The organism is Bartonella sp. F02 (assembly GCF_026929975.1).
GTDB lineage: Bacteria > Pseudomonadota > Alphaproteobacteria > Rhizobiales > Rhizobiaceae > Bartonella.
Window position 1 is genome coordinate 56,156 of sequence record NZ_JANHOK010000005.1, and the last position, 24,675, is coordinate 80,830.

The 24,675-nt window shown below is 39.6% G+C and carries 23 protein-coding genes; 11 read left to right on the forward strand and 12 right to left on the reverse strand.

All coding sequences use genetic code 11. The annotated features are described in order from the left end of the window. The first annotated feature begins 241 nt into the window (after positions 1–241). The 4 genes from tkt (at position 242) to NPY00_RS05095 (ending at position 5,778) form a co-directional block, all read left to right on the forward strand. Complete coding sequence (gene tkt, locus NPY00_RS05080) at positions 242–2,248, forward strand: transketolase (RefSeq protein ID WP_269020995.1); 2,007 nt, start codon at positions 242–244, stop codon at positions 2,246–2,248. After that, on the forward strand, positions 2,245–3,252 hold the full coding sequence (gap, locus tag NPY00_RS05085) for a type I glyceraldehyde-3-phosphate dehydrogenase (RefSeq protein WP_269020996.1): 1,008 nt from the start codon (positions 2,245–2,247) through the stop codon (positions 3,250–3,252). The genes tkt and gap overlap by 4 nt, the downstream gene beginning before the upstream one ends. 213 nt (positions 3,253–3,465) lie before the next feature. Beyond that, the gene (locus tag NPY00_RS05090) at positions 3,466–4,674 is read left to right on the forward strand and encodes a phosphoglycerate kinase (RefSeq protein ID WP_269020997.1); all 1,209 of its coding nucleotides are present in this window, start codon (positions 3,466–3,468) and stop codon (positions 4,672–4,674) included. A gap of 78 nt (positions 4,675–4,752) precedes the next feature. After that, positions 4,753–5,778 (forward strand): class I fructose-bisphosphate aldolase, encoded by a 1,026-nt coding sequence (locus NPY00_RS05095; RefSeq protein ID WP_269020998.1) that lies wholly within the window; start codon positions 4,753–4,755, stop codon positions 5,776–5,778. A gap of 857 nt (positions 5,779–6,635) precedes the next feature. Here NPY00_RS05095 and tolB read toward each other — a convergent pair. The 10 genes from tolB to NPY00_RS05145 all read right to left on the reverse strand — a co-directional run bounded on the left by tolB (position 6,636) and on the right by NPY00_RS05145 (position 15,598). Then, entirely contained in the window at positions 6,636–7,961 is a 1,326-nt protein-coding gene (gene tolB / locus NPY00_RS05100) for a Tol-Pal system beta propeller repeat protein TolB (protein WP_269020999.1), read from the reverse strand. A 55-nt stretch (positions 7,962–8,016) separates the two neighbouring features. Beyond that, positions 8,017–9,447, reverse strand: a complete 1,431-nt coding sequence (locus NPY00_RS05105) for a hypothetical protein (RefSeq protein WP_269021000.1) — start codon at positions 9,445–9,447, stop codon at positions 8,017–8,019. A 93-nt stretch (positions 9,448–9,540) separates the two neighbouring features. After that, positions 9,541–9,990 carry a protein TolR gene (gene tolR, locus NPY00_RS05110; RefSeq protein WP_269021001.1) on the reverse strand — a complete coding sequence of 150 codons (450 nt, stop codon included), beginning with the start codon at positions 9,988–9,990 and terminating at the stop codon, positions 9,541–9,543. A gap of 13 nt (positions 9,991–10,003) precedes the next feature. Next, positions 10,004–10,717 (reverse strand): protein TolQ, encoded by a 714-nt coding sequence (gene tolQ, locus NPY00_RS05115; protein ID WP_269021002.1) that lies wholly within the window; start codon positions 10,715–10,717, stop codon positions 10,004–10,006. A 162-nt stretch (positions 10,718–10,879) separates the two neighbouring features. Further along, positions 10,880–11,320, reverse strand: a complete 441-nt coding sequence (gene ybgC, locus NPY00_RS05120; protein ID WP_269021071.1) for a tol-pal system-associated acyl-CoA thioesterase — start codon at positions 11,318–11,320, stop codon at positions 10,880–10,882. Continuing rightward, the gene (gene ruvB, locus NPY00_RS05125; protein ID WP_269021003.1) at positions 11,313–12,425 is read right to left on the reverse strand and encodes a Holliday junction branch migration DNA helicase RuvB; all 1,113 of its coding nucleotides are present in this window, start codon (positions 12,423–12,425) and stop codon (positions 11,313–11,315) included. Before ruvB ends, ybgC begins: the two co-directional genes overlap by 8 nt. Before the next feature lie 2 nt (positions 12,426–12,427). Beyond that, positions 12,428–13,054, reverse strand: coding sequence for a Holliday junction branch migration protein RuvA (gene ruvA / locus NPY00_RS05130; protein WP_269021004.1), 627 nt, complete (start codon positions 13,052–13,054; stop codon positions 12,428–12,430). After that, the gene (gene ruvC, locus NPY00_RS05135; protein ID WP_269021005.1) at positions 13,051–13,560 is read right to left on the reverse strand and encodes a crossover junction endodeoxyribonuclease RuvC; all 510 of its coding nucleotides are present in this window, start codon (positions 13,558–13,560) and stop codon (positions 13,051–13,053) included. Before ruvC ends, ruvA begins: the two co-directional genes overlap by 4 nt. Positions 13,561–13,763: 203 nt before the next feature. Continuing rightward, positions 13,764–14,282 (reverse strand): DUF1465 family protein, encoded by a 519-nt coding sequence (locus NPY00_RS05140; RefSeq protein WP_269021006.1) that lies wholly within the window; start codon positions 14,280–14,282, stop codon positions 13,764–13,766. A gap of 200 nt (positions 14,283–14,482) precedes the next feature. Then, positions 14,483–15,598, reverse strand: coding sequence for an OpgC family protein (locus NPY00_RS05145; protein ID WP_269021007.1), 1,116 nt, complete (start codon positions 15,596–15,598; stop codon positions 14,483–14,485). Positions 15,599–15,689: 91 nt separating this feature from the next. Between NPY00_RS05145 and NPY00_RS05150 the strand changes: the two genes are divergently transcribed. From NPY00_RS05150 to NPY00_RS05165, 4 genes are all read left to right on the forward strand, one after another. After that, a complete protein-coding gene (locus tag NPY00_RS05150; RefSeq protein ID WP_269021008.1) occupies positions 15,690–16,370 on the forward strand; it encodes a thiamine phosphate synthase in 681 nt (226 codons plus the stop codon). Further along, positions 16,370–17,419: a tetratricopeptide repeat protein gene (locus tag NPY00_RS05155; protein ID WP_269021009.1), complete on the forward strand. Its 1,050-nt coding sequence runs from the start codon at positions 16,370–16,372 to the stop codon at positions 17,417–17,419. The genes NPY00_RS05150 and NPY00_RS05155 overlap by 1 nt, the downstream gene beginning before the upstream one ends. Positions 17,420–17,574: 155 nt before the next feature. After that, entirely contained in the window at positions 17,575–18,138 is a 564-nt protein-coding gene (efp, locus tag NPY00_RS05160; RefSeq protein ID WP_269021010.1) for an elongation factor P, read from the forward strand. A gap of 13 nt (positions 18,139–18,151) precedes the next feature. Then, on the forward strand, positions 18,152–18,943 hold the full coding sequence (locus NPY00_RS05165; protein WP_269021011.1) for an inositol monophosphatase family protein: 792 nt from the start codon (positions 18,152–18,154) through the stop codon (positions 18,941–18,943). A gap of 486 nt (positions 18,944–19,429) precedes the next feature. On the opposite strand, the gene NPY00_RS05170 is transcribed toward NPY00_RS05165, so the two are convergent. After that, positions 19,430–21,208: an ABC transporter transmembrane domain-containing protein gene (locus NPY00_RS05170; protein WP_269021072.1), complete on the reverse strand. Its 1,779-nt coding sequence runs from the start codon at positions 21,206–21,208 to the stop codon at positions 19,430–19,432. A gap of 244 nt (positions 21,209–21,452) precedes the next feature. On the opposite strand from NPY00_RS05170, the gene rpmE reads away from it, so the two are divergent. Beyond that, positions 21,453–21,674 (forward strand): 50S ribosomal protein L31, encoded by a 222-nt coding sequence (gene rpmE, locus NPY00_RS05175; protein WP_269021012.1) that lies wholly within the window; start codon positions 21,453–21,455, stop codon positions 21,672–21,674. 323 nt (positions 21,675–21,997) lie between these two features. Here the strand turns inward: rpmE and NPY00_RS05180 are convergent, their stop codons facing one another. Continuing rightward, entirely contained in the window at positions 21,998–22,744 is a 747-nt protein-coding gene (locus NPY00_RS05180; protein ID WP_269021013.1) for a YebC/PmpR family DNA-binding transcriptional regulator, read from the reverse strand. Between the two features lie 389 nt (positions 22,745–23,133). Here NPY00_RS05180 and NPY00_RS05185 point away from each other — a divergent pair, with 389 nt between their 5' ends. Next, a complete protein-coding gene (locus NPY00_RS05185; RefSeq protein WP_269021014.1) occupies positions 23,134–23,817 on the forward strand; it encodes a DUF1013 domain-containing protein in 684 nt (227 codons plus the stop codon). A 214-nt stretch (positions 23,818–24,031) separates the two neighbouring features. Continuing rightward, a complete protein-coding gene (gene pal / locus NPY00_RS05190) occupies positions 24,032–24,556 on the forward strand; it encodes a peptidoglycan-associated lipoprotein Pal (protein ID WP_269021015.1) in 525 nt (174 codons plus the stop codon). Positions 24,557–24,675 lie beyond the last annotated feature (119 nt).

Below are 24,675 nucleotides of genomic sequence, written 5' to 3' on the forward strand. Positions count from 1 at the left end.
TATTTTAGCAAGCAAAGCAGGGGATTGATATAAATTAAAGGCTAGATTTTTTAATAGTGTTGGCATAAATGATAGAGATGTTAAAGTGTGCTAGGGAGAAATATGATTAGCATCATCACAAAAGAGAGTATCGGCAGTTGAGTAAACGATAAAATGTTTTAAAAAATGTTTCTTAAAGATCACAGTCGCTTCGAGAATAATCGTAAAGATTAATAATTTAAATAATAATGGTCTATTATTCATGACAAATACAAAACAACAAAATCAGATGGCTAATGCTATCCGTTTTTTGGCTATTGATGCAATTGAAAAAGCGAATTCAGGGCATCCTGGTTTACCAATGGGAGCAGCAGATATTGCGACGGTTCTTTATTCAAAATTTTTAGCTCATGATCCTAAAAATCCTCGTTGGCCTAATCGTGATCGCTTTGTTTTATCGGCAGGGCACGGTTCTATGTTGCTTTATGCTCTGATGTATCTTTCTGGCTATGAAGATGTTTCTTTAGAAGATATCCGTAATTTTCGCCAATTAGGATTCAAAGTTGCGGGGCACCCAGAATATGGGCACGCAGCAGGAATCGAAACCACGACAGGACCTCTGGGTCAGGGATTGGCAAATGCTGTGGGAATGGCTCTTGGAGAACGTTTACAAAATGCGCGGTTTGGCGATTTAATTGATCATTATACTTATGCGCTGGTTGGTGATGGCTGTTTAATGGAAGGTATTTCTCAAGAAGCAATTTCTCTTGCTGGTCATCTCAAATTAAATAAACTTATTGTCTTTTGGGATGATAATAATATCTCAATCGATGGAACTATTTCCTTGACAGATAGTACAGATCAGGTTGCTCGTTTTAAAGCTTCTGGTTGGAATGCAATAAAAGTGAATGGGCATAGCCATAGTGCATTGAAGCGTGCAATCGAAATGGCACGAAAATCGGATAAACCAACACTTATTGCATGTAAAACAACAATCGGTTTTGGAGCACCAAACAAAGGAGGAACCAATAAAGTCCATGGATCGCCTTTGGGAGCACAAGAAGTTGCTGAAACGCGAAAAGCTTTGGAATGGGATGCTGAACCCTTTGTGATTCCTTCTGATATTCTTGATCATTGGCGCTTAGCTGGGTTGAACGCTGCTAAAAAGAGAAAAGAATGGGATAAAAAATTTGCTGATTTACCTTTATCAGAGCGCGTTGAATTTGAACGCCTCATGCGAGGTGATCTCGTGGGGAATTTTGATAGCATTATTGATGCCTATAAACAGAAATTGGCACAAGAATGCCCCGTTGTTGCAACTCGAAAAGCTTCTGAAATGGCTCTTGATGTTATCAATGAGGTTGTGGTTGAAACCATCGGAGGATCTGCTGATTTAACAGGGTCGAATAATACAAAAACAGGTCAAATGAAAACTATTGCGGCAGACGACTTTTCTGGCCGATATATGCATTATGGAATTCGAGAACATGCTATGGGAGCTGTGATGAACGGTCTTGCTCTTTATGGCGGGTTTATTCCTTATGGCGGAACTTTTTTATGCTTTTCTGATTATATGCGCCCTGCTATGCGTCTTTCTTCATTGATGGGTGTGCGGGTTATTTATGTCATGACCCATGATTCAATTGGTCTTGGTGAAGATGGGCCAACCCATCAACCTGTAGAACATTTGGCCGCATTGCGCGCTATTCCCAATCATTTTGTTTTCCGGCCTGCTGATGCTGTGGAAACAGTGGAATGTTGGCAATTGGCTTTAAAGGCACGAACAACACCTTCTACCTTAGCATTGAGCCGACAAAATTTACCACTTGTGCGTCGGGAGTATCAAGAAGACAATCTCTGTATGCTTGGCGCTTATGAGTTATTAACAGCCAGTGATGAGGCCAAGGTTACTTTATTTGCTTCAGGGTCTGAAGTACAAATTGCTGTGAAGGCGCGGAATGCTTTGGAAGCAAGTGGTATCCCAACGCGTGTTGTTTCTGTTCCTTGTTTTGAATTATTTGCTCAACAATCGGTTGCGTATCAATGTGCTCTCATTGGGGAGGCTCCTATTAAAATTGCAATTGAAGCGGCAATCCGGCAAGGATGGGATCGGTTTATCGGAAGTGATGGAGTCTTTATTGGAATGAGCGGATTTGGTGCCAGTGGACCGATGGAACAACTCTATACGCATTTTGGGATTACGTGTGAAAGTGTTGTGGCTACAGTTGAAGAAAAGCTTGAAAAAATCAATGAGAAAGGGACGAAATGACTGTTCGCGTTGCAATTAATGGGTTTGGTCGTATTGGACGCAGTGTTTTGCGTTCTATTGTAGAAAGTGGTCGCCAAGATATTCAAGTTGTGGCTATTAATGATTGTGGAGCCGTCGAAACAAATGCTCATTTGCTGCGCTATGATTCCGTGCATGGACGGTTCCCCGTTCCCGTGAGTGTGCAGGGAGATGCCATTGATGTTGGATATGGATTGATTAAAATGACGGCAGAGCGCGATCCTACAAAACTATCTTGGAAAGCGTTAGATATTGATGTCGTGCTGGAATGTACTGGGTCGTTAACGGCACGTGATAAAGCAAGCGCTCATTTGGATGCAGGAGCAAAGCGTGTTCTTGTTTCTGCTCCTTCAGAAGGAGCTGATCTCACCGTGGTTTATGGCGTTAATCACCATGCGCTGAACAAAGAACATCGCGTTGTTTCTAATGCTTCATGTACAACAAACTGTTTGGCTCCTGTTGCTCAGGTACTGCATCAAACGATTGGTATTGAAAAAGGTTTTATGACAACAATCCATTCCTATACGGGAGATCAACCTGTTTTAGATAAGAAACATCGCGATCTTTACCGAGCACGCGCCGCTGCTCTTTCTATGATCCCGACATCAACAGGAGCAGCAAAGGCAGTGGGATTGGTTTTGCCTGAATTAAAAGGATTGTTAGATGGTGTGGCGCTTCGTGTTCCAACACCGAATGTTTCTGTGATTGATCTTACATTTACAGCCAAGCGTGATACAACAATTGAAGAAATTAATGAAGCCATACGCGCTGCAGCTCAAGGAATGCTGAAAGGTGTTCTAGATTATACTGAGGAAAAATTGGTGAGTATTGATTTTAATCATAATCCACATTCAGCAATTTTCCAAAATGATCAAACGAAAGTTGTTAAAGGGCGGTTGTGTCGGGTCCTTGCTTGGTATGACAATGAGTGGGGATTTTCAAACCGTATGAGTGATACGGCGGTTGCTTTTGCTCAGACAATATAGAAAGAAATGAATAAAGAGGGCCAAACGGTCCTCTTTTTGATAGACGAGAAAAATAAGTTCGTTCAGTAAACAAAAAGCATTTTGCATCCTCAAAAAACAGCACTGGAGTGGAAGAGAAAAAATCAAAAAAATCTGTCAGTATTTTTTTGAAATCTCAGAAAAACTCAACAAGAAGAACGGCATAAATAAAAAAGAAATGAAAAGAGAACTATCATGAAATTTCGTACGCTTGATGACGTTGATGTGTCAGGAAAACGTGTTCTTGTGCGGGTTGATTTTAATGTGCCTATGTCAGAAGGAAAAGTGTGTGATGAAACCCGTATTGAACGGCATAAAGACACACTTCTAGAGCTTCAAAAACGAGGAGCTAAGCTTATTTTGCTGTCGCATTGTGCTCGTCCTAAGGGACAGGTGGTTCCAGAATTTTCATTGCGTCCTGTTGTTGATGTTCTCAAAAAAATAATGAATCAACATGTTTTTTTTGCTGAAGATTGCATTGGGATGAAAGCTCACGATGCAGTTGATGCCCTACAAAAAGGAGAAATCCTTTTACTTGAAAATCTACGCTTTCATCCTGAAGAAGAAGAAAATAATCACTCTTTTGCTGAAGCTTTAGCACGCAATGGTGATCTTTATGTGAATGACGCTTTTTCAGTGTCTCATCGTGCGCATGCATCGACGGAAAAGATAACAAGTTTTTTACCTTCTTATGCAGGGCGTGCATTACAGCGTGAATTGCAAGCTTTGGAAAAAGGACTGGAGTCTCCTGCTCATCCTGTTATGGCTATTGTTGGGGGAGCAAAGGTTTCAAGCAAGTTGTTTGTCCTCAATCATTTGATTGAAAAGGTTGATCATTTGGTTATTGGGGGAGGGATGGCTAATAGTTTTTTAGCAGCACAAGGTATTGCTGTCGGTCAATCATTATGTGAACATTCATTGGCAGAAACGATCAGAGAAATCATTGAAAAAGCACGGGATAATCAATGTGCGCTGTTGCTTCCTTTAGATGCAGTGGTCGGGTTTCGTTTTGAGAAAAATACACCAAGCCATCTCTATGATATTACAACTATTCCTGAAGATGGGATGATTTTAGATATTGGAGAGCGTTCTATTGCGTGCATCAATAAAGTGATTGATGAGGCAAAAACGCTTGTGTGGAATGGACCGCTTGGTGTTTTTGAGATGCCTCCTTTTGATTTAGGAACAATGGCGGTTGCACGTCATGCTGCTCAACGAACACAACAAGGTCAGTTGGTATCAATCGCAGGAGGAGGAGACACAGTTTTTGCTTTGAACCATGCGGGTGTTGCTAATGATTTTACATATCTTTCAACAGCAGGAGGCGCGTTTTTGGAATGGATGGAAGGAAAAATTCTTCCAGGTATTTTTGCATTAATGCAGATTGAAAAGAAAATGATATAATAGAGATACAATCAAAAGAAATCATAAAATTGTATCTATCATGTCTTGAACAATGAAAAAGAAAGAAGAGGATTTTTTATGAATGAGCGTCTTGAAGATATAGCGCTTTCTTTGGTTAAAGCGGGTAAAGGTATTTTAGCAGCCGATGAAAGTACCGCTACAATCGGAAAGCGTTTTGAAAGCATTGGCATAGAATCAACACAAGACAATCGTCGTGCTTATCGTGAAATACTTTTCACTGCAAAAGAAGCAATGGAAAGCGCTATTTCTGGTGTTATTTTATATGATGAAACCATTCGTCAAAAAGCATCAACGGGGCAAATGCTCACGGACATTATTCGTGAGGCTGGAGCTTTACCGGGCATTAAAGTGGATACAGGTGCAAAGCCTTTGGCTGGTTTTGAGAATGAAACGATCACAGAAGGATTAGATGGTCTGCGGGAGCGTCTCAAAGAATATTATGCCTTAGGGGCACGTTTTGCTAAATGGCGTGCAGTGATTGCCATTGATGAGCATTCTTTACCTACAAAAGGGGCTATTTCTCAAAATGCTCAAGCATTAGCACGTTATGCTGCTTTATGTCAGGAAGTTGGTATTGTCCCCATTGTTGAGCCAGAAGTTCTGATGGATGGGCAATCGCGTCAGCATTCAATTGGACGTTGCTATGATGTGACAAAGACAGTTTTAAAAACTGTGTTTGAGGCGTTATTTGAAGCACGGGTCGTTTTAGAAGGAATGATCTTGAAACCCAATATGGTGATTGATGGCAAAGATATTCGGAAGGCATCTCTTGAAGAAGTAGCAGAGAAGACTATTTATGTCCTTAAACAAACTGTTCCTGCTGCTGTCCCTGGAATTGCTTTTCTTTCAGGAGGACAGTCTGATGAAGAAGCAACAGCGCATTTATCTGCAATGAATGCTATGGGCTCATTCCCTTGGGTGCTGACTTTTTCTTATGGACGTGCATTACAGGCAGCGGCATTGAAAATGTGGGGTGGAAAACACGAAAATATTACGGCAGCACAAAAGGCTTTTGGTCATCGTGCGCGAATGAATCATCTTGCAGCGTTAGGTCAATGGACGCAGGAACAAGAGAAAATTTAATTTAATTCCAATTTGACATGCTCCAGCACCTCTATCATGTTCTTGTGGTAGAGGTGTATTGTTGAGAACTGGAAATATGGGATGTAAAAATTATACTGTTAAAGATCTGTTTGACGTTGAAGAATTATCTTGAAATGTCTCTATCGGATAATTGGATAGTCATTTGAAAGACAGAAAATAATCTTTTTCAAGCGTGAGAAGACTAATTTTTGCACAGAGAAAATGATTTATGCTTCAAATCATTGTGAACGAGATGATTTTAAAAATCAAAAAAACGTAAAAAATAAAAATATGAGCAAGAAGTCTCTTGAAAAAAGAGAAGAGGCAATTATCTACCTTTTCGTATATTACCTTTCTTAGAAGCGTTTTTCTTTCGTGAGTAATGTGAAATGAAGAGACAAATCTTTCTATGATCGATGATGATAGAAAGGAATGGGATTTCTTTGAATGTTTATTTTCAGAGAAAAACCATACGAATAGAAGCTTAAGTGTGGGAGGAAAAGACTGCTGTAGGATAAAATAATTTCTATCATGATGAGTGAATGAGATATTTTGCGGCTTTATAAGGGGGATCTACAATAAATAAAAAAGCCTGGTTTGTTTATAATCAATACAGAATGCTTTAGATACCTTCATTTCGATAACCGAAATGAAGGTATTTTTTGTGTGTACATATGAATTTTAGAAGATAACTTTTTGATTAAGAAAATTGACACAAACATTTTGAGCAGGAAACGTGCTTTTTTCTTTTGTGCAATATTCAACAAGAATGAGCATTAATGTCTTTTATGTTCATTCTTGAAGGTTTCCCAAGGATACAATGTTGTATCCAAAGAGATTGTTATAGTGTCAGCTGTTTATTGAGTACTTAATAAAGGTGACCACGCTGGATCAGAAGCATCATTGGGAGTGGGAAGTTGGCGTTCATTGCGTCCTGTAATATCAATCGTGTAAATTTTTGGACCCATCCCTGGGTTTTGACGAAAAAACATAAGGACACGGCCATTGGGCGCCCAGGTCGGACCTTCATTATGAAACCCTGTGGTTAAGATGCGTTCTCCCTGTCCATCAGGATGCATCACACCAATAGAAAATTGACCTTGAGATTGTCTTGTGAATGCAATGTAATCGCCACGAGGTGACCAAATCGGCGTGGAATAACTGCCATCATTAGAAGAAATTCGCTGAAGGTTACTGCCATCTGCATTCATGATATAAATTTGTGGTTTTCCGTTTCTGTCAGAAGAAAAGACGATCTTCTTCCCATCGGGTGAGTAGGAAGCTGATGTATCTATGGCTTTGGTTGTGGTTAAGCGTGTCATGGTGCGTGTTCGTAAATCCATGGTGTAGAGATTTGAGCTACCATCATGTTGCAATAAACTCATGATGACTTTTTGCCCATCGGGAGAAAAACGTGGGGCAATGGTCATATTGTCAAAAGCACCGATTAATTCTCTTTGTCCCATTTCAATTTGTTGGAGATAAACATGAGGGATATGATTATGGCCATAAGCCATATATGTAATTTCCTGCCGTTTTGGTGAAAAGCGTGGTGTGAGTAATAATTCACTGCCATCGGAAAGATAAATTAAATTGGCTCCATCTTGATCCATAATTGCTAAGCGTTTTACACGTGCATTGCGTGGTCCTGTTTCATCGATAAAAACAATCCGTGTATCAAAATAACCACTCTCACCGGTCATTTGACTATAAATTTCATCGGCAATCATATGGGCAACACGACGCCAACGTTCTGTTGCGGTATAAAAGCGCTGACCTTTAAGTTGTTTATGGCCAAAAACATCCCATAAACGAAAATCAACTCTTAAGCGACCATCGGTTTCTCTTACCACTTGACCTGTAACTAATCCTTGGGCGTTTATTTGCTGCCAATCGAGAAAACGTGGTTGAATGTTGGAATTAGTAATTTGCTCAAGAAAGAGTGTTTTGTCTAAAGGTAAAAAAAGTCCAGAACGTTCAAGGTCGGCTGTGACAACAGCAGAAATTTTTTGCCCTATTGAATCGTTAGAAATAAAGTCTGTGATTGCAATGGGAATAGGGTTAAAGTCCGCACCGGTAATGGTGCCTTTTAATTGTGCGTGAGCCAATGAAAAACCCGAAAGCCACAAACTCACGGTGACAATAAACCAAGAAAAAATTGCAGGTCTTGTTATAGCCCTCATGAAGTGTATCCTTTCATTTAAACAAATTATGTCTTTCGTGATCCCATTCTTTATATTATGGAGTGGTTTCTTGAAGAGGATCAATATTAAAATCAAAACCTTTTCCCCACAAGTCATATTGGTTCCGTGGAAGGTCTGCGTAAGGTTGGCACGCAAAGACAGCTGCATAGACTTGTCGTTTCATGATCGCTTGCAAGCTTTCTTCTCCACTCAAAGGTTCAATAAGAGGTTCGCCTATAATCATTCCTTTGCGGTTTAAGTAAAACTGCAAACGAACAATGGGACGGTTATTTAAATTCCCACCGATAGCAACAAGTTTCAGCTTTTTTTGAATACAGGAACCAGCAAGGCTCACTAATGTTTGCGCCATTTTTGTGGTGTCACCAATATTTTTGCGTGCGCCGGATGCCTCTGGATTGGTGGAGCGTTTTGCTCCTCCTCCTTGGGTGCGCATCCGATTGAGAAAATTTTTTTCTTCAAGTGCTAGAATATCGTCAATTGTCTTTTCATTGCGTTTTTGAGGTGAAGGAGAAGAGTGTTTCACAAATTTTTGTTTACTTTGTGGAAGAGGAGGATTTTCTGGATGCTCAATTTTTGGAGCTGGTTTATGTGTCGATGGTTTTTTAGAAGGCACTTTTGGCGTGATGGATTCTGCTTTTTGAGGTTGTGGTTTGATAGGATCTGGTCGCTTTGGAGATGTTTCTAGCGATTTTGGTTGTGTTTGTGAGGGTGTTAATTTCTCTGGTGAGGTTTCGATAGGGGTGAAAGGTTCTTCCTGAGAGGTGGTTTCATTTTCCTCTGATGGAGCAGGGGGTGTATCAATTTGGTGTGGTTTTTCTTTTGGCGTTTGAGGTTCTTTTGAAGGTTCTGGAGGGGTGATTATATCATTGTGAGCAACCTTGGAAGAAACATCTGTTTTCGTTTCTTGTAAGTCTTTTGTAGAGTGAGATGACTCTGATGTTTCAGGTGCAGCCTTTTCCTCTGATGGAGCAGGGGGTGTATCAATTTGGTGTGGTTTTTCTTTTGGCGTTTGAGGTTCTTTTGAAGGTTCTGGTGGGGTCATTATGTCATTGTGAGTAACCTTGGAAGAAACATCTGTTTTCGTTTCTTGTATGTCTTTTGTTGTGTGAGATGACTCTAGTGTTTCAGGTACAACCTTTTCCTGCGATGGAGCCGGTGGTGTATCAACCTGACGCGGTTTTTCTTTAGGTTTGAAAGGGGAAAGAGTATCTACTGTTCCATCACCAACATGCTGTGCATTTTCTTTTTCTTGTGGTTTTGTGGTTGGTTTGGGGGCAGGATGTTCCTTGAAAGGAGCCTGGAGCAAACCTTGTTGTAAGGCAACTTCTTCATTAAGAGGGGCTAAGGTGATGGGAATGGTGTCGAGTGGTTGTGGTGAAAAGGGAATAGGATTGGTGAGATGCATTCCCATCAAAATGAGAAGAATGAGATGCACTGTCAAAGATAAAACTAAGGCTCGTTTCATGCTATGATGAGAATTCATATCCGTCCATTATATTGTACTTTTGTCATCTTTCATCATTTTTTTTATGCATTGTGCAAGAGCTGATGAGGGTTTTTATTGCGCTAAACTGGCTAAAGCAACATTTGAAAAACCTGCTTTTTGAATATCGGCAAGGAGTTGTAATACTTTTTGGTATTCAACTGTTTTTGCTGCGCGGACGAAAATGCGCTGGTTTTTGTGTTCAGGGTGAGCGATCAGCTGTGCTTTGAGTTTTGTAATTAAAGCTTCAGGAGTTTCGTAGTAGTCTTGGTTGATCGCTAAACGCCCTTGTGCATCAAGTGAAACTGTGAGAGGAGGGCTGTCTGCTCGCACAGGGCCTGCTTTGCTCTGGGGGAGATCAAGAGGAACACCGTTGACCAAAAGAGGAGCAGAGACCATAAAAATAATAAGCAAAACCAACATGACATCAACAAAGGGTGTTATATTAATTTCGCTCATAAGAGGTGTGTTTGAGCGGCGGCGGCGTCTTGTGTTTTTGGAAGAAGAAACGACAGAAAATCCCATGACTTAATCTCTTTTATTGGGAAGAATTGGATGTTGTTGTTTCATCAATTCTCCGGGATACAATGGTTGAAAATTCATCAGCAAAATCTTCTATTTGTGCAATGATTTTAGCACTCTCATGTGTCAATTTGTTGTAAGCAATAACCGCTGGGATCGCGGCTAACAAACCAATCGCTGTGGCTAAAAGTGCTTCTGCAATGCCTGGCGCTACAATCGCTAGTGATGTATTTTGAGAAGCGGAAATCGAAAGAAATGAATTCATAATGCCAACAACTGTTCCAAATAATCCAATAAAAGGACCAGCCGACCCAAGAGTTGCTAAAAAACCTAATTTCGATTCTATTTTTGCACTTTCACGTCCTAAAGCAACATTCATCGCTTTATCAATTCTCATTTGTAAGCTAAGAGAGGTGTGAATGCCCTTTGTAAGAGATTTTTTCCATTCTGTCATTGCCGCTATAAAAACGACAGACATACTATTGGGATGGTAGTGTTTACAAGAGACATACAGGTCTTCTAAAGGTTGTCCTGACCAAAAAAGACGTTCAAAGCGTTTGATTTCGCGCCGAATTTTTCGATAAGTGAATATTTTATCGAGAATGATCGCCCAACTCCATATAGAAGCGAGCAATAAGCCAATCATAACAGCTTTAACAACCCAATTGGCTTGCATAAATAAACTAAACAGTCCAATCATCTCTGGCTTTGTAAATTCCACATGTGGCATAATTTCTATCCCTTTAAATGAAAGATCCATCGACAAAGGCTCTACATAAAACAGAGCGTGCCACAGATTGTTTTATAGTTTCTAAATTTTGATCAACAAAACTAAGTTTACAACAAAAATCGACAAAAGAAATGCAAAATACGAAACTTCCTGATCGTCATCTTATGGATGAAAGGTCGAAAAAATGTCTTTAGGGAGACGTCGTGGTTTGCCTTCTTCGTTGATAATGGCAATTTCAACTGTGGCTTCGGCCAATAATGTTTCATCACGCTCAATAGACTGATCCATGAAAAAACGTGCGCCTTGAACACGATTGATCTGTGTTTTGATTGTTAACAGATTATCAATTTGTGCGGGCTTGGAAAAATTAATTTCTATGCGACGAACAACAAAAAACAATTTTTCGCCTTGTACGCCTGAGGCTAAGTCGACATTATTAAATCCCGTATTGCGCAAAAATTCTGATCGGCCGCGTTCAAAAAATTCCAAATAACGCGCATGGTAAACCACACCAGAGAAATCTGTATCAGCAACATAAACACGTGCTTGAAGAATATGAAAAGGGTTTGTTTTATCATTAGTGACATGGGATATTTCAGTCATCATCTCTTTCCCATAAAGTTTTTTGGAGGGGTGAAGGGGTTTGTGGGCTGTTTTTTTCGTGTGAAGTTATGAGTTGAGTATGTTTTTGTGTTGAAATCGTGACGTTGGGTGCACAAAGTCCTAAATGAGACCAAGCTTTTTCTGCGAGAACCCGTCCTCGGGGGGTACGTTGAATAAAACCAAGTTGGAGAAGATAAGGTTCAATAATATCTTCAATGGCATCACGTGGCTCTGAAAGAGCAGCGGCAATTGTTTCGATCCCGACTGGACCGCCTAAAAATTTTTGTGCTATCAAAAGAAGATAACGGCGATCGAGAGGATCAAGACCAAGAGAGTCTACTTCAAGACAGGAAAGAGCTTCATCAGCAAGAATACGGTCAATTTTTTCTGCCTGTTTGACCAGTGCAAAATCACAGACGCGCCGTAAAAGGCGTCCGGCAATTCGAGGGGTTCCACGAGCACGGCAGGCAATCTCATGCGCACCATCATCGCTGATTTGAACCGAAAAAAGACGCGCATTCCGTTTAACGATCAATTCTAGTTCTTCTACGGTATAAAAATTTAATCGGATGGGAATACCAAAGCGATCTCGTAAAGGGGTTGTCAATAATCCTAAACGCGTTGTCGCTGCCACTAAAGTGAATTTTGCTAAGTCAATTTTGACCGAACGCGCCGCTGGACCTTCCCCAATAATTAAATCAAGTTGATAATCTTCCATGGCAGGATAAAGAATTTCTTCAACCGCAGGGTTTAAACGATGAATTTCATCGATAAAAAGAACATCGCGTTCTTCTAAATTGGTTAAAAGAGCAGCTAAGTCTCCCGCTTTCGCAATGACCGGTCCTGAAGTAGAACGAAAATTAACGCCTAATTCTTTAGCCATAATTTGAGAAAGTGTTGTTTTCCCCAAACCCGGAGGGCCAACAAATAAAACATGGTCAAGGGCTTGTTTACGTGTTTTGGCAGCTTCAATAAATATTTTTAAATTGGCACGCTCTGCTTTTTGACCAATAAAGTCGTCAAGCGTTTGTGGCCTTAAAGAACGATCAGGATCATTGGGAAGGGGAGTGGCACTAAGAAGCCGTTTGTCTTCATCTTTTTGCATTGTTACCTTGTATTCTGTGAAGAAAGCAATTTAAGACTATGACGAATGAGAAGTGCTGAAGATATGGTTTCTTCTCCAAGTTCATTCTTTGCAACAGCAATCGCATTGGCTGCTTGATCACGCTCAAAACCAAGATTCATTAAGGCCAAGAGAGCATCATTGACAAGTTGACTGGTCGCTTCTGAGGTGAAAGCCGAAGAGCGTTGGCTTGTGTTGCTTTCATTGAAAGGAAGCACTTTACTTTTGAGTTCACTGACAATTCTTTGGCTTACTTTTTTTCCAACACCTGGTGTACGGCTAATCATGGCAATGTCACCCAGTGTAATGGCTTGTGTGAGCTCATCGATCGATAAAGTTCCTAAAACGGCTAAAGCAACTTTTGCGCCCACACCTGGAACATTTTGTAGAAGACAAAAATAATTTTGTTCCGATTGTGTCGAAAAACCAAAAAGACGGATCGCATCTTCACGAACATGCGTTTCAATAAATAAACTTATTTTTTCTCCAATCTCTGGTAAGGAAAAACGAAGCCGGTTGGGGATAAAAACAACATACCCCACACCATGGATATCAACAATAATGTGATCATCACAAACTTCTTCAAGGATGCCTTTCAACTTTCCAATCATGCAGGAACCTTTATGCGAGAGGAGAGGCTGGTGCGGTGGGTACTATGACAGAGAGCAAGAGCAAGAGCATCAGCGGCATCATCGCTGTCAAATTCTGCACGAGGAAGAAGAACTTTGACCATCATATGAATTTGTTTCTTTTCTCCATGACCAACTCCAATAACTGATTTTTTAACTTTGTTGGGAGCATATTCAGAAACAGGAAGACCTGCTTGTGCGGGAACCAGAAGTGCAATAGCACGCGCTTGGCTCAATTTTAAGGTAGCGGCAGCATCTTTGTTGACAAAAACATGTTCAATAGCGGCTTCATGAGGTAAAAATTGATGCACAATGTTTGAAAGCCCTTTATGCAATTCGCAAAGTCGCGAAGGAAGGTCATTTTTGGCATTAGAATGAAGAGTCCCAGCCGCGACAAATTGCAGACGATTGCCGAGTAAATCAATCACTCCCCACCCCGTCCGTCGTAAGCCAGGATCAATGCCTATAATACGAATCGTTTCTGCCATAAAAGGAGTTTATGTTATTTCTTGATGTTTGAATAGGCACGACAGGAAAATAGAGAAGAAGAGTATGAGACATTGAAAAAGTTTGAGAGAATGAAAGAAGTTAAATGAATAGAGATTAATTTTTTTCAAAAGAATAAGCAAAGGAAAGCAATAAAATAGAGCAAAAAAAAGTCGGAAGATCAAAAAAGAAAAAAGAAAAATTTTTAAGGACGTTTAAAGGCCGTTTTAAGCAATTGGATTTGCTGGTTGACAGGGTTTTCATCTTCAACAGCGTGGGTAGAAATTCCTTGTTTATTGTAATTCATATATCGTACGCGCTCTTCTAAACGAAGAGACTGTGTAACAAAATGACGAAAAGCGGATGGCAATTCTTTCCAATGCTCTGTTTTTTGTTGAAGAGAAGGTGTATGAAGAGAAACTTTCGCCGCTTCGCGTTTTATTTGTTCCGGTGACATTTCTCCTTCGCGTTCTGCACGAAAAAGCAAAAGACGAGAAGCAATTTGCATAAGTCGGGTGCTTAAATACACAGTTTCTTTCGCAAAAAGTGCAGAAATTTCCACAGGAAGAGAACGAGCCGCTAATTTCCCTTCTGTGTCAATATAGGTGGCTGTTTCTTCTATAAGAGCCATTGTTTCTTCATAAAGACGATTAAAAACACTTTCAAAAGCATCATGCTCAATCATGATAATTGGTTTATCGTATGGATGTTCATGTGCACTCACGCTTTTATACTCCAGTTTTGAAGCAGAAATTATAACTCTCAATAAAGAGCGGGATCAAAAGTCTTTTCATTGCTGTTCTGTAACTTTATTTGGGAACTCAATATCTTTTTTGAAAGAGCTCTGCAATCTGCTTCTTGTGCTAGGGTTAATGTGTCCATAGTGTTATGACAATAAGATGACTTGATGCAATATTTTAAAGATTATGAATGATAAGATTTTCGTTTTTCATAAAAATAGGCAATCCAAAACTGAAGAGCAATACCACTGACAATCAAAAGGGTATCAGAAAAAAATGTGCTTGTAACTAATGTTTTAAAAACCTGTCCAAACATTGCAAAAATGGTTCCGGTCACAAAAACGGGTAAACCATGTCTACCCAAAATGGCTAAAGGATGTTTTGTGGAAACTTGAAAGCGTTGATTGAGCCAGGGAAGAGAAAGGATCAAGAAAGATAAAGACATAATGTGTAAGAGACGGGGCAGACTTAAAAAAGTTTTGTTAAAATTTAATAAGGGTGAAGTCCAGTGAAACCATCCAATAAGACCCCACCAATTTAAGCGAACCCATAACAATGCAAGCAAAACGTAACTCGCAGATAAAACCAGTAAAAAAGGACGGAAAGGAAGTTGTTTTCCTTGTTTCAGAAATAAAGTGCCTGTGAGTCCCAAAACAAAAAGAAATTGCCATGATAAAGGATTTAAAAACCATTTTCCGTTTAAAGGATAAGAAGGGGGAGCAATTTTATAAAAACCACAGATAAGATAAATCATAAACGATGCTAAAAGAAGAAGTCCCTTATGTTTATGACTCCAATAAAGCGCAAAAGGAGCAAAAATCATCAGAACAATATAAAGAGGCAGAATATTATTATAGCCTAATTGATGTCCAAAACTGAGAGTGCTGAGGAAGGCGATAAAAGGCTGCGTGAGAAAAAGCTCCACATTGTTCATGCTTGATAGTTTTTCTGAATGCCAGAGGAAAGAAGCCCCTAAAAAAAGAGTTAAAGTCACAAAAGTCGTGAAGAGATACGCTTTATAAAGTTGAAAAGCTCTTCGCCAGAGTTTTTGGAGAATAAAAGTAAAGCGCTTTTTGGATAGTTGAGCGTTAAAGCTTAATCCAAGAGAAACACCTGAAAGCAAAACAAATATTTCTGCCGAATCTGAAAAACCAAAGTGCTTATGTGTGAAATGTTCATACACTGTGCCAGGAATATGGTTGATGAAAATTGTCAATAGCGCTAAAGAACGAAAAACATCAATGCGTGTATCACGGCTTGAAAGATGTTGATTGTAATTGAAATCACCGTAGTATGCCATAGGTGAACCTTTATTATGATATAAATAAGGTGATTTGCTTATAACCCCGCGCAATCATAAAACGATCTCTTTTAATATTCAAGGATGCAGGATGACAAAACGAAAGAATAAACCCGTTGAGCCTTGTCTGGTGCCTCAGTTGGTTTTGACACTGGATGTTCGACGCGATTTAAACCCTCTGCTCTTTCGTCAAATTATACAAACAAAGTCTTTTGCTTGCCTTATTCTCTATGATTCTCAAATTTCTCAAGGAGATGAATCTTTTTTGCAAAAAGGCGCTCAATTATATATTGATGACGTTCAACAAAGTGGTGCAGCCTTTCTTATCGCTGATGAAAGTCGTGTTGTTGGTCGTGTCAAAGCCGATGGCTTGCATGTGGAAGAGGATTCTAATCTTCTCAAAAGTCTTCAAAATCATAAAAAAGAGCAGAAAATAATTGGTTGTGGGAATTTGAAGAGTCGTCATGCTGCAATGAATGTCGCTGAAACAGGAGTCGATTATCTGATGTTTGGAAAATTGGGTGCGGATAAAAAACCGCAGGCGCATGGCCGCAATATCCAATTGGCACAATGGTGGACGGAAATGATGGAAATTCCTGCAATTATTCAAGCCGGTGCAGATCCTGAATTTTTTGATGAAACTTTAGAAACGGCGTGCGAATTTATTGCGATTGAAGAAATGATTTTTTCTCATGATCATCCTTTAAATGTTCTTGATAGAGTGAAAGAAAAATGTAAAAATTTTCCTGTATCTTCAGAGAAGTCATATTAATGATAAAAAAAACGGCAAAAATGCTGAGCTTAGGAATAGCATGGCTTGGACTAGCTGGTGCTAGTGCTTTGGGAAAGGATGATTCATTAGAGTTATTGAGTAGAGATTTCAATACCATTCAAGATTCTAGTGATCTAAAAAAGAAAAAACCAATCAAAATCCTCAAACCAGGACAATATGATGAAGCTTATGATTATTATGTCCAAGGATATTATTTAAAAGCTTTTCGTGCAGCACTCAGACGTGCTGAAAACAATGATCCTTTTGCACAGACTTTGATAGGAAAAATGTATTTGGAAGGATATGCTGTTCCCATCGATGGGGCGAGGGCTGCTTTGTGGTTTGGACGCGCCGCTAAACAAGGAGACCCACAAGCACAATTGCGCTATGGTTTAATGTTGCTTGAAGGAACTTTTATTAAAAAAAATCAACAGAAAGCCGAGGAATTTATCCAAAAAGCAGTGCAGGCGGGTGTCAAAGAAGCTTATTTCTATTATGGGCAATTGTTGCTCGAAAAAGCATTGCCTCACGATCAGGTTCTTGCGGGTGTTTCTTCACAAAGTCCTGATAATACAATGGTAGAGCAGGCTTTAATGTTATTTTTAAAAGGTGCGGCACTTGGTGAACCTGAGGCTGCTTTTGCAGCAGCACAAATTCTTGCTTCAGGAACATTAACAAGACCAAAAGATGATGATAATGCGCGCAAATTGCTTGAAGTCGCTGCGTCTAGTCATCACAGGATGGCTCAAATGATTTTGGCGCAATGGCTTGTTCAAGGACGTGGAGGAGAAATTGATGTCCAACGAGCTTTTGATTTATTTTTTGATAATGCCTTCAAAATGATCATACCAGCGCAGATTGAATTGGCACGATTTTATCGTGATGGAATTGGGACAACAAGCAACCCTATCATGGCGGCTGCGTGGTATTTGGTAGCAAAACAGAACAATGAACAAGTGTTGGATCTGGAAAACATGTTACACAATATGAGCCATGATCAGTTAAAGGAAGCTCAGCAACAAGCTATGCAACTTTTCTCTTCTTTTTAAAAAATTGATCAATAAAGAAAATGTGTTTTTTCCTTGGAAGAAAATCTTTTTAGAATACTTTATAAAAGTTTGCGTCTAATGTATTTCTGTGATTCAGCAAAAAATTAAAAAGGGGTGGGACATTTGCTTGGAGAAAATAACATTGGATGTGAATAATGAAAATTAATGGTAATGAAATTCGACCCGGAAACGTCATCGAGCATCAAGGAAGCCTATGGGTGGCTGTTAAATGTAACGCTGTAAAGCCAGGAAAAGGCGGTGCATTTAATCAAGTCGAAATGAAAAATGTCCTCGATGGAACAAAGCTTAATGAAAGATTTCGTGCAGCTGAAACCGTCGAAAGAGTTCGACTCGAACAAAAGGATTTTACATTTCTTTATCAACAGGGTGATGTTCTGGTTTTTATGGATACTCAAACCTATGAGCAACTCGAATTACAAAAAGATTTTGTTGGAGATCGTGCTGCTTTCTTACAAGATGGAATGACGGTGACAGTTGAGCTTTATCAAGAAAAACCAATTGGTATTTCTCTTCCCGATCAAGTAACAGTGACAATCGCTGAAGCGGATCCCGCCATTAAAGGACAGACAGTGACGTCGTCTTATAAGCCAGCTATTCTTGAAAATGGGATTCGTATTCTTGTGCCACCATTCATTAATTCTGGGGAACGGATTATTGTCGATACCAATGAATTAATTTATGTGCGTCGCGCAAGTTAAGAAAGGATAAAAGATGGCTCATTCTGCAGTCATGAATATCATGGTGCAAGCCGCAATTAAAGCTGGTCGCGCTTTAGCGCGCGACTATGGCGAAGTTCAAAATTTACAAGTCTCTTTGAAAGGACCAGCAGATTATGTCAGTCAAGCGGATCGTAAATCCGAGAAAATTATTCTGACAGAATTGAAAAAAGCACGGCCAAAATATAGTATTATCACAGAAGAATCTGAGGAAATCATAGGGGAAGATGCGCAGCATCGTTTTATCATTGATCCTTTAGATGGGACGACAAATTTTTTGCATGGAATCCCTTTTTTTGCTGTTTCTATCGCTTTGGAAAGTCAAGGTCAGGTTGTAGCAGGTGTGATTTATAATCCTGTGATGGATGAACTCTTTACAGCTGAACGAGGGCGGGGTGCCTTTTTGAATGATCGGCGTTGTCGGGTTGCGGCACGGCGTAAATTAGAAGACTGCGTGATTGCAACGGGAATCCCTCATTTGGGGCGTTCTCATCATGGACATTATTTGGTTGAATTGCGCAACGTTATGACTGAAGTTGCTGGTATTCGACGGTTCGGGGCTGCTGCTCTCGATTTAGCTTATGTTGCCGCTGGAAGAGTGGATGGCTTTTGGGAAGATAATCTTCAGATTTGGGATATGGCCGCTGGTCTTTTAATGATTCGTGAATCTGGTGGTTTTGCGACGGATAAAGAGGGAGGAAACGATATTTTTCGTAAAAAAAATATCATTGCTGGCAATGAATGGATTCATGTTGAATTAAGAAAAACAATTCAAAAAGGAATTTAAAATCTGTCAATTTCTCTCTTGGAAATCGGCATAAAAATGCAACAGTAGAAAGTTTTATTATCGAAAAAATGAAGACAACAGTGATAGTTGTCTACATCTCTTCAAAAGAGAAGTAAAAAAAGATGCTTGCTGGAAGCATTTGTTCTATAGACGAGAGAAAAAGTTCTTTTATTGGCACTTGTACAACAAATGTCGTTGTTTTTGTTATAATGCATACACTATTTTCTGAGAAGCCAACATTGATGTTTTTGAGGTTCTTATAAAGAATGGTGTGAAGAAAATGAACATTTGTTCACAAGGTTTTCATTTTCTACTTGGTGCATGATTAATGTCTCCTGAGTGCGTGATTGAGTGCGCATCAGTGATTTTTTATTCAGATTGTTTGGAAGGGTTATTTTGTCCTTATTGAACGCGTGTTATCAAGAGATGGATTCCATGATGACACGCGTTTTAAAAACTATTTTGGTAGCATGACTTTTCGCAAAATCACGCTGTTTTATCTGGTGAAAATTGAAGTTTTGCTAAACGAGCGTATACTCCATTTTGAGCCACTAACTCTGCATGTGTTCCTTCTTCAATGAGTGTGCCTTTATCAATCACAAGAATACGATCGGCTTTTAAAACCGTTGCTAGACGGTGCGCAATCACCAATGTGGTACGGCTTTCCATTAATTTGTCTAAGGCTTCTTGTACGAGTTTTTCGCTGCTTGCATCTAAAGCAGATGTTGCTTCATCCAGAAGTAATAAAGGCGCATTTCTTAAAACAGCTCGTGCAATCCCAATGCGTTGTTTTTGCCCACCAGAGAGCAGTATACCGCGTTCCCCAACACGTGTGTCAAAGCCATCGGGTAAGGTTTGAATAAATTCAAAAGCATTGGCTGTTTTGGCGGCTGCAATGATTTGGTCTTCATTGATATTTTCAGTACCAAAAGCGATATTTTCACGGAGTGTTCCATCAAAAATATCGACATCTTGCGGAACATAAGCAATGGAAGAACGTAAATCATGGAGAGAAAGACAACTCATATCGATGTTATCAAATCGTATATGCCCGCTTGTGGGGTCATAAAAGCGCAAAATAAGAGAAAAAATCGTACTTTTCCCAGCACCTGAAGCACCAACAAAAGCAACAGTTTCGCCAGCTTTTATCGAAAACGAAAGATGATGTAAAATGTTGTCTTGAGCTCTGGAAGGATAACTGAAATCAACTTGGTTAAAAACAAGAGCACCTTGAACCGGTTGTGCAAGAGGGACAGGTTTTTTAGGTTCTATCACAGAAGGCTGCTCTTGTAATAATTCTGCAAGACGTTCAGCCGCACCGGCTGCTTGGACTAATTCTGCTCCCACTTCTGAAAGTTGTGCAAAAGTTCCAGCTCCAAAAACAGCGTAAAGAAAAAATTGGCCTAATGTTCCACCAGACATAGTACCATTGAGAACGTCATGAGATCCAATCCATAAAACGACAACAACACTGCTAAAAACAAGAGAGATAGCAAAACCGGTAAACCAAGAACGCAATTTAACAGAAGAGCGTGCTGTTTGAAATGCGCGATTGATTAAGGTAGAAAAACGGTTAGAAATGAGCGTTTCAGCCGTGAAAGCTTGAACTGTACGAATGGCACTTATTTGTTCTGCAGCTAATGCATTGGCATCGGCAAGACGATCTTGTGCAGTACGGGTGCGGGTGCGCACTTTACGCCCAAAAATAATGAGAGGAATAGCAACACAAGGGATTGCGCAAAGGACAAGTAAAGATAACTTCGCGTTTGTGATGATCATCATGATAATGGCGCCGATGACGACAATCAGATGGCGTAGAGCAACAGAAGTTGTTGAGCCAAGGGCTAATTTGATTTGAGTGGTATCGGTTAAAAGTCGCGAAACAAGTTCACCAGAATGAGAGCGATCAAAAAAAGCCGGAGAAAGATAGGTGATGTGCTTAAAAACATCGCGGCGTAAATCGGCAACAATATGTTCTCCTAATGTCGTGACGCAATAATAGCGACAGCTTGAGGCAAGAGCCAGAAGGAAAGCTAATACAAATAAAACACCAAAATAAAAATTGATATGGCCACGATTTGAGGCTGTGAACCCATGATCCAGCATTTGACGAACGGCAATCGGTAAAGCCAATGTGACTAAGGCTGCAACAAACAAAGAAATTAAGGCAAAAATGATGAGCCAGCGATAACGGATGATGTAAGGACTAAAACTTTTGAGGAGAAGGAAAGATTTCGTTGTCTTGATTTTTTTTGTAGAATTTATAGAATCGTGTGAAGATTCTGTGTAATCATGTTGTTTATTCACGGGGTCGCTCATTCAAGTTGATGTATAGTGTGTCCACTTTATTGATTTATTACGATCATTGATAGTGTTTGGACACTTGTTTTTTAATACGTGCTCGGTTAATATAAATTTAAATTCATACAATGTACCAAAAAGACAAAAAGAGTGCACGAAAAAAGTATATCAAGTGCACTTCGTTGTGTAAAAACAGAGAGTTTGCCATATGAAAGCGAATATTCATCCCAATTACCATCCGATCCATGTTGTTATGACTGATGGAACACAATATACAACGCGTTCGACATGGGGGAAAGAAGGAGATACCTTGAATTTGGACATTGATCCAAAGACCCATCCAGCTTGGACAGGAGGATCTCAAACTTTGGTCGATCGTGGTGGACGTGTTTCTAAGTTCAAAAATCGCTTTGGTAATCTTGGCGTATAATTTAAAATCTTTCAGAGTTTGATCGAAAGAAATTCTAGATAAAAGAAAAGGTCTTCGTCAGAGTGTGTGTTTTTTATTTTAAAAAAATGCACTTTGGGGGGGGTGCTTTTCAGAGTTTTATTTTTAGGCTCTGTTAAAGGGTTTATGAATATTTTTTGAAAAAACGGTTTGTTTGAAGAAACGGTTTGCGGAGCTTGAGCTTTTGCGGAGCTTGAGCTTAGGAAAATCAATCAAAGAAATGATTTAAAGCGACGTGAAAATTAAAAACTCCGTGTTAAAACGGAGTTTTTCGTCTATGCAAGATAAATAAAAGTCAAAGATAGTTACGCAGATAGTTTTGCTAAAATCTCATCGCTTACATCAAAATTTGTATAAACATTTTGCACATCATCATCGTCTTCTAATGTTGTAATGAGGCGTAAAACGGAGATTGCTTTTTCTTCATCAACGGGTGTGAGAGTTGTGGCTTTCCATATGGTTTTAATGGATTCTGCTTCACCAAGTGTTGTTTCAAGCATTTTTGAAACGTCACCGATATCTTCAAAGGCACAGATAATATGATGACTGTCTTCTTCAAATTGGACATCTTCTGCACCAGCTTCAATGGCCGCATTCATAATATGATCAGCAGTGCCTGCTTCAGCTTTATAAATAATTTCACCAATGCGATTAAACATAAAGCTAACGGATCCTGTTTCTCCGAGTGCACCGCCTGATTTTGTGAAAGCTGCTCGCACGTTGGACGCTGTTCGATTGCGATTATCCGTTAGAGCTTCCACAATGACAGCAACGCCCCCAGGACCATATCCCTCATAGCGTACTTCATCGTAGTTTTCCCCATCGTTGCCTGAAGCTTTCTTAATGGCGCGTTCAATGTTGTCTTTGGGCATTGATTGTGATTTAGCATTCTGGACAGCAAGCCTTAAACGTGGATTCATAGTAGGATCAGGACTGCCGAGTTTTGCTGCAACGGTAATTTCGCGCGCAAGTTTGGAAAATATTTTCGAGCGCATTGCATCTTGGCGCCCTTTACGATGCATAATATTTTTAAATTGTGAATGGCCTGCCATGGGCTTACCTTTCGGTTGAAGATGAGAAGACTCACTATCGTAGAACAAATGAACGGACAAATGTGCCACACGTATAGAGTGAAAGCTTGAATAAAGCTTTTATAAAAAAAATCACATCAAAGGTAAAGATCTTCTTAAATTAAAGATGACTCTCTGATGACTATCTTGTCGTAGATTAAAAAGCACGCTATAAAAGAAAGTGATTTCATAGAGCAAGGGGTTTATTGTGTGGTCTGCTTTATTGAAGAAGACCAAAGGGAAGGTCTCATGTCTCTTTATATAGGATGATGAGCATCATACAAGAGATCAAGAGAAAGTTTATATTGTGTCGCTCCATGGAGAGCAATAACCTGCCTTGAAAAAGAGGCAAATAAAAGGATGTTAGAAAGATGGCAACACAACTTTTGATGCCTAAAGCTACAGCAGTTTGGCTAGTTGATAATACAGCTCTTTCATTTGAGCAAATTGCAGAATTTTGTAAATTGCATGTGTTAGAAGTTAAGGCCATTGCGGATGGAGAAGCCGCTCATGGGATTAGAGGGCTTGATCCCATTAGTTCTGGGCAGTTGACACGTAGTGAAATCGCACGGGTGGAAGCCGATCAAACAGCACGGTTAAAAATTTCTGAATCGAGAGTGCGTATCACTGAAAAAAAACGCAAAGGTGCACGTTATATTCCTCTTTCTCGACGTCAGGATCGTCCAAATGGAATTTTATGGCTTGTGCTTAATCATCCTGAATTAAAAGATGCACAAATTGCACGCTTGATTGGAACAACAAAATCAACGATTGAGCAGATTCGTCACAGAACGCATTGGAATAGTGCTAATCTCACTCCTTTAGACCCTGTTGGGCTTGGCTTGTGTTCACAAATTGATTTGAATATTGAACTTCAGAAAGCAGAAAAAAATCGTCTTGTTTCTGCAGAAGAAGATAAAACTTTGCTTCCTGCATCGATTACAGAAAATGCTCTGTTCAATGAAGAAGAGCAAAATATGGACAAAAATTTGGATGTTGATAAAGTCTTTGCTAAATTGAACGCTCTTCAAAGAAATCAACAAAATGATGGGTAAAATGAACTTAATCATTGAAGAATTGTTAGCTTGTGTTAAGAAAATAAACCGAAAACAGCATGAAGTCAGAAACTTTACAGAAAGTTCAAAGAAAAAGTGAAAAAGACATAAATCAATTTTATAGAGTTCTACATAGTCGATATTAATTTTAAAAAATTGTTTAGAATAATCTAGTTCTTTCAATTTTTATTCTTTCTGTAAGGAGAAGTCATTCATGGATTGTGTCAACAAGATTATCCGTCAATACCCATTTGCAGGGCTTTTTGTTTTGCTTTTAACGATTGCGGGTTGTGCCACAAAAAATTTCGACACGACCAAAAATATGAGTCATGGTTATATGAATGGCGCAAAAGGCCACAGTGCGCCTCCGGGGTCTGTTCAAGAGTTTATGGTGAATGTTGGAGATCGCGTTTTCTTTAGTTTGGATTCTTCAGCGGTTGAATCGGATGCAAAAGAAATTCTTGCACGTCAAGCAGAATGGTTGTTACGCCATCCTCACTATTTTATCCTTATTGAAGGACATGCTGATGAACGTGGAACACGGGAATATAATTTGGCGCTTGGGCAACGGCGTGCTGTTGCGGTTCGTGATTATTTAATCTCTTTAGGAGTTTCTTCACAACGGATGCAAACAATTTCATACGGAAAAGAGAGACCTGTCGCTGTTTGTGATAATATTTCCTGTTGGAATCAAAATCGACGGGCAGTCACAACTGTGAGCTCCATGAGAAGAAATTAAAAAAACTTATTTCAATGGTCTCTTGAAGACTATTGATTGAGGGGGCGGGGGGCAGCGCATGTATGTACTCAAGAAATAGAAGTGGAGCATTGTTTCTTGAGTGCTTATCCTTACAGCAT

Coding starts and splice junctions, on each gene's coding strand:
- tkt (WP_269020995.1), top strand. CDS start 242: ATGACAAATACAAAACAACAAAATCAGATGGCTAATGCTATCCGTTTT.
- gap (WP_269020996.1), top strand. CDS start 2,245: ATGACTGTTCGCGTTGCAATTAATGGGTTTGGTCGTATTGGACGCAGT.
- NPY00_RS05090 (WP_269020997.1), top strand. CDS start 3,466: ATGAAATTTCGTACGCTTGATGACGTTGATGTGTCAGGAAAACGTGTT.
- NPY00_RS05095 (WP_269020998.1), top strand. CDS start 4,753: ATGAATGAGCGTCTTGAAGATATAGCGCTTTCTTTGGTTAAAGCGGGT.
- tolB (WP_269020999.1), bottom strand. CDS start 7,961: ATGAGGGCTATAACAAGACCTGCAATTTTTTCTTGGTTTATTGTCACC.
- NPY00_RS05105 (WP_269021000.1), bottom strand. CDS start 9,447: ATGAAACGAGCCTTAGTTTTATCTTTGACAGTGCATCTCATTCTTCTC.
- tolR (WP_269021001.1), bottom strand. CDS start 9,990: ATGGGATTTTCTGTCGTTTCTTCTTCCAAAAACACAAGACGCCGCCGC.
- tolQ (WP_269021002.1), bottom strand. CDS start 10,717: ATGCCACATGTGGAATTTACAAAGCCAGAGATGATTGGACTGTTTAGT.
- ybgC (WP_269021071.1), bottom strand. CDS start 11,320: ATGACTGAAATATCCCATGTCACTAATGATAAAACAAACCCTTTTCAT.
- ruvB (WP_269021003.1), bottom strand. CDS start 12,425: ATGCAAAAAGATGAAGACAAACGGCTTCTTAGTGCCACTCCCCTTCCC.
- ruvA (WP_269021004.1), bottom strand. CDS start 13,054: ATGATTGGAAAGTTGAAAGGCATCCTTGAAGAAGTTTGTGATGATCAC.
- ruvC (WP_269021005.1), bottom strand. CDS start 13,560: ATGGCAGAAACGATTCGTATTATAGGCATTGATCCTGGCTTACGACGG.
- NPY00_RS05145 (WP_269021007.1), bottom strand. CDS start 15,598: ATGGCATACTACGGTGATTTCAATTACAATCAACATCTTTCAAGCCGT.
- NPY00_RS05150 (WP_269021008.1), top strand. CDS start 15,690: ATGACAAAACGAAAGAATAAACCCGTTGAGCCTTGTCTGGTGCCTCAG.
- NPY00_RS05155 (WP_269021009.1), top strand. CDS start 16,370: ATGATAAAAAAAACGGCAAAAATGCTGAGCTTAGGAATAGCATGGCTT.
- efp (WP_269021010.1), top strand. CDS start 17,575: ATGAAAATTAATGGTAATGAAATTCGACCCGGAAACGTCATCGAGCAT.
- NPY00_RS05165 (WP_269021011.1), top strand. CDS start 18,152: ATGGCTCATTCTGCAGTCATGAATATCATGGTGCAAGCCGCAATTAAA.
- rpmE (WP_269021012.1), top strand. CDS start 21,453: ATGAAAGCGAATATTCATCCCAATTACCATCCGATCCATGTTGTTATG.
- NPY00_RS05180 (WP_269021013.1), bottom strand. CDS start 22,744: ATGGCAGGCCATTCACAATTTAAAAATATTATGCATCGTAAAGGGCGC.
- NPY00_RS05185 (WP_269021014.1), top strand. CDS start 23,134: ATGGCAACACAACTTTTGATGCCTAAAGCTACAGCAGTTTGGCTAGTT.
- pal (WP_269021015.1), top strand. CDS start 24,032: ATGGATTGTGTCAACAAGATTATCCGTCAATACCCATTTGCAGGGCTT.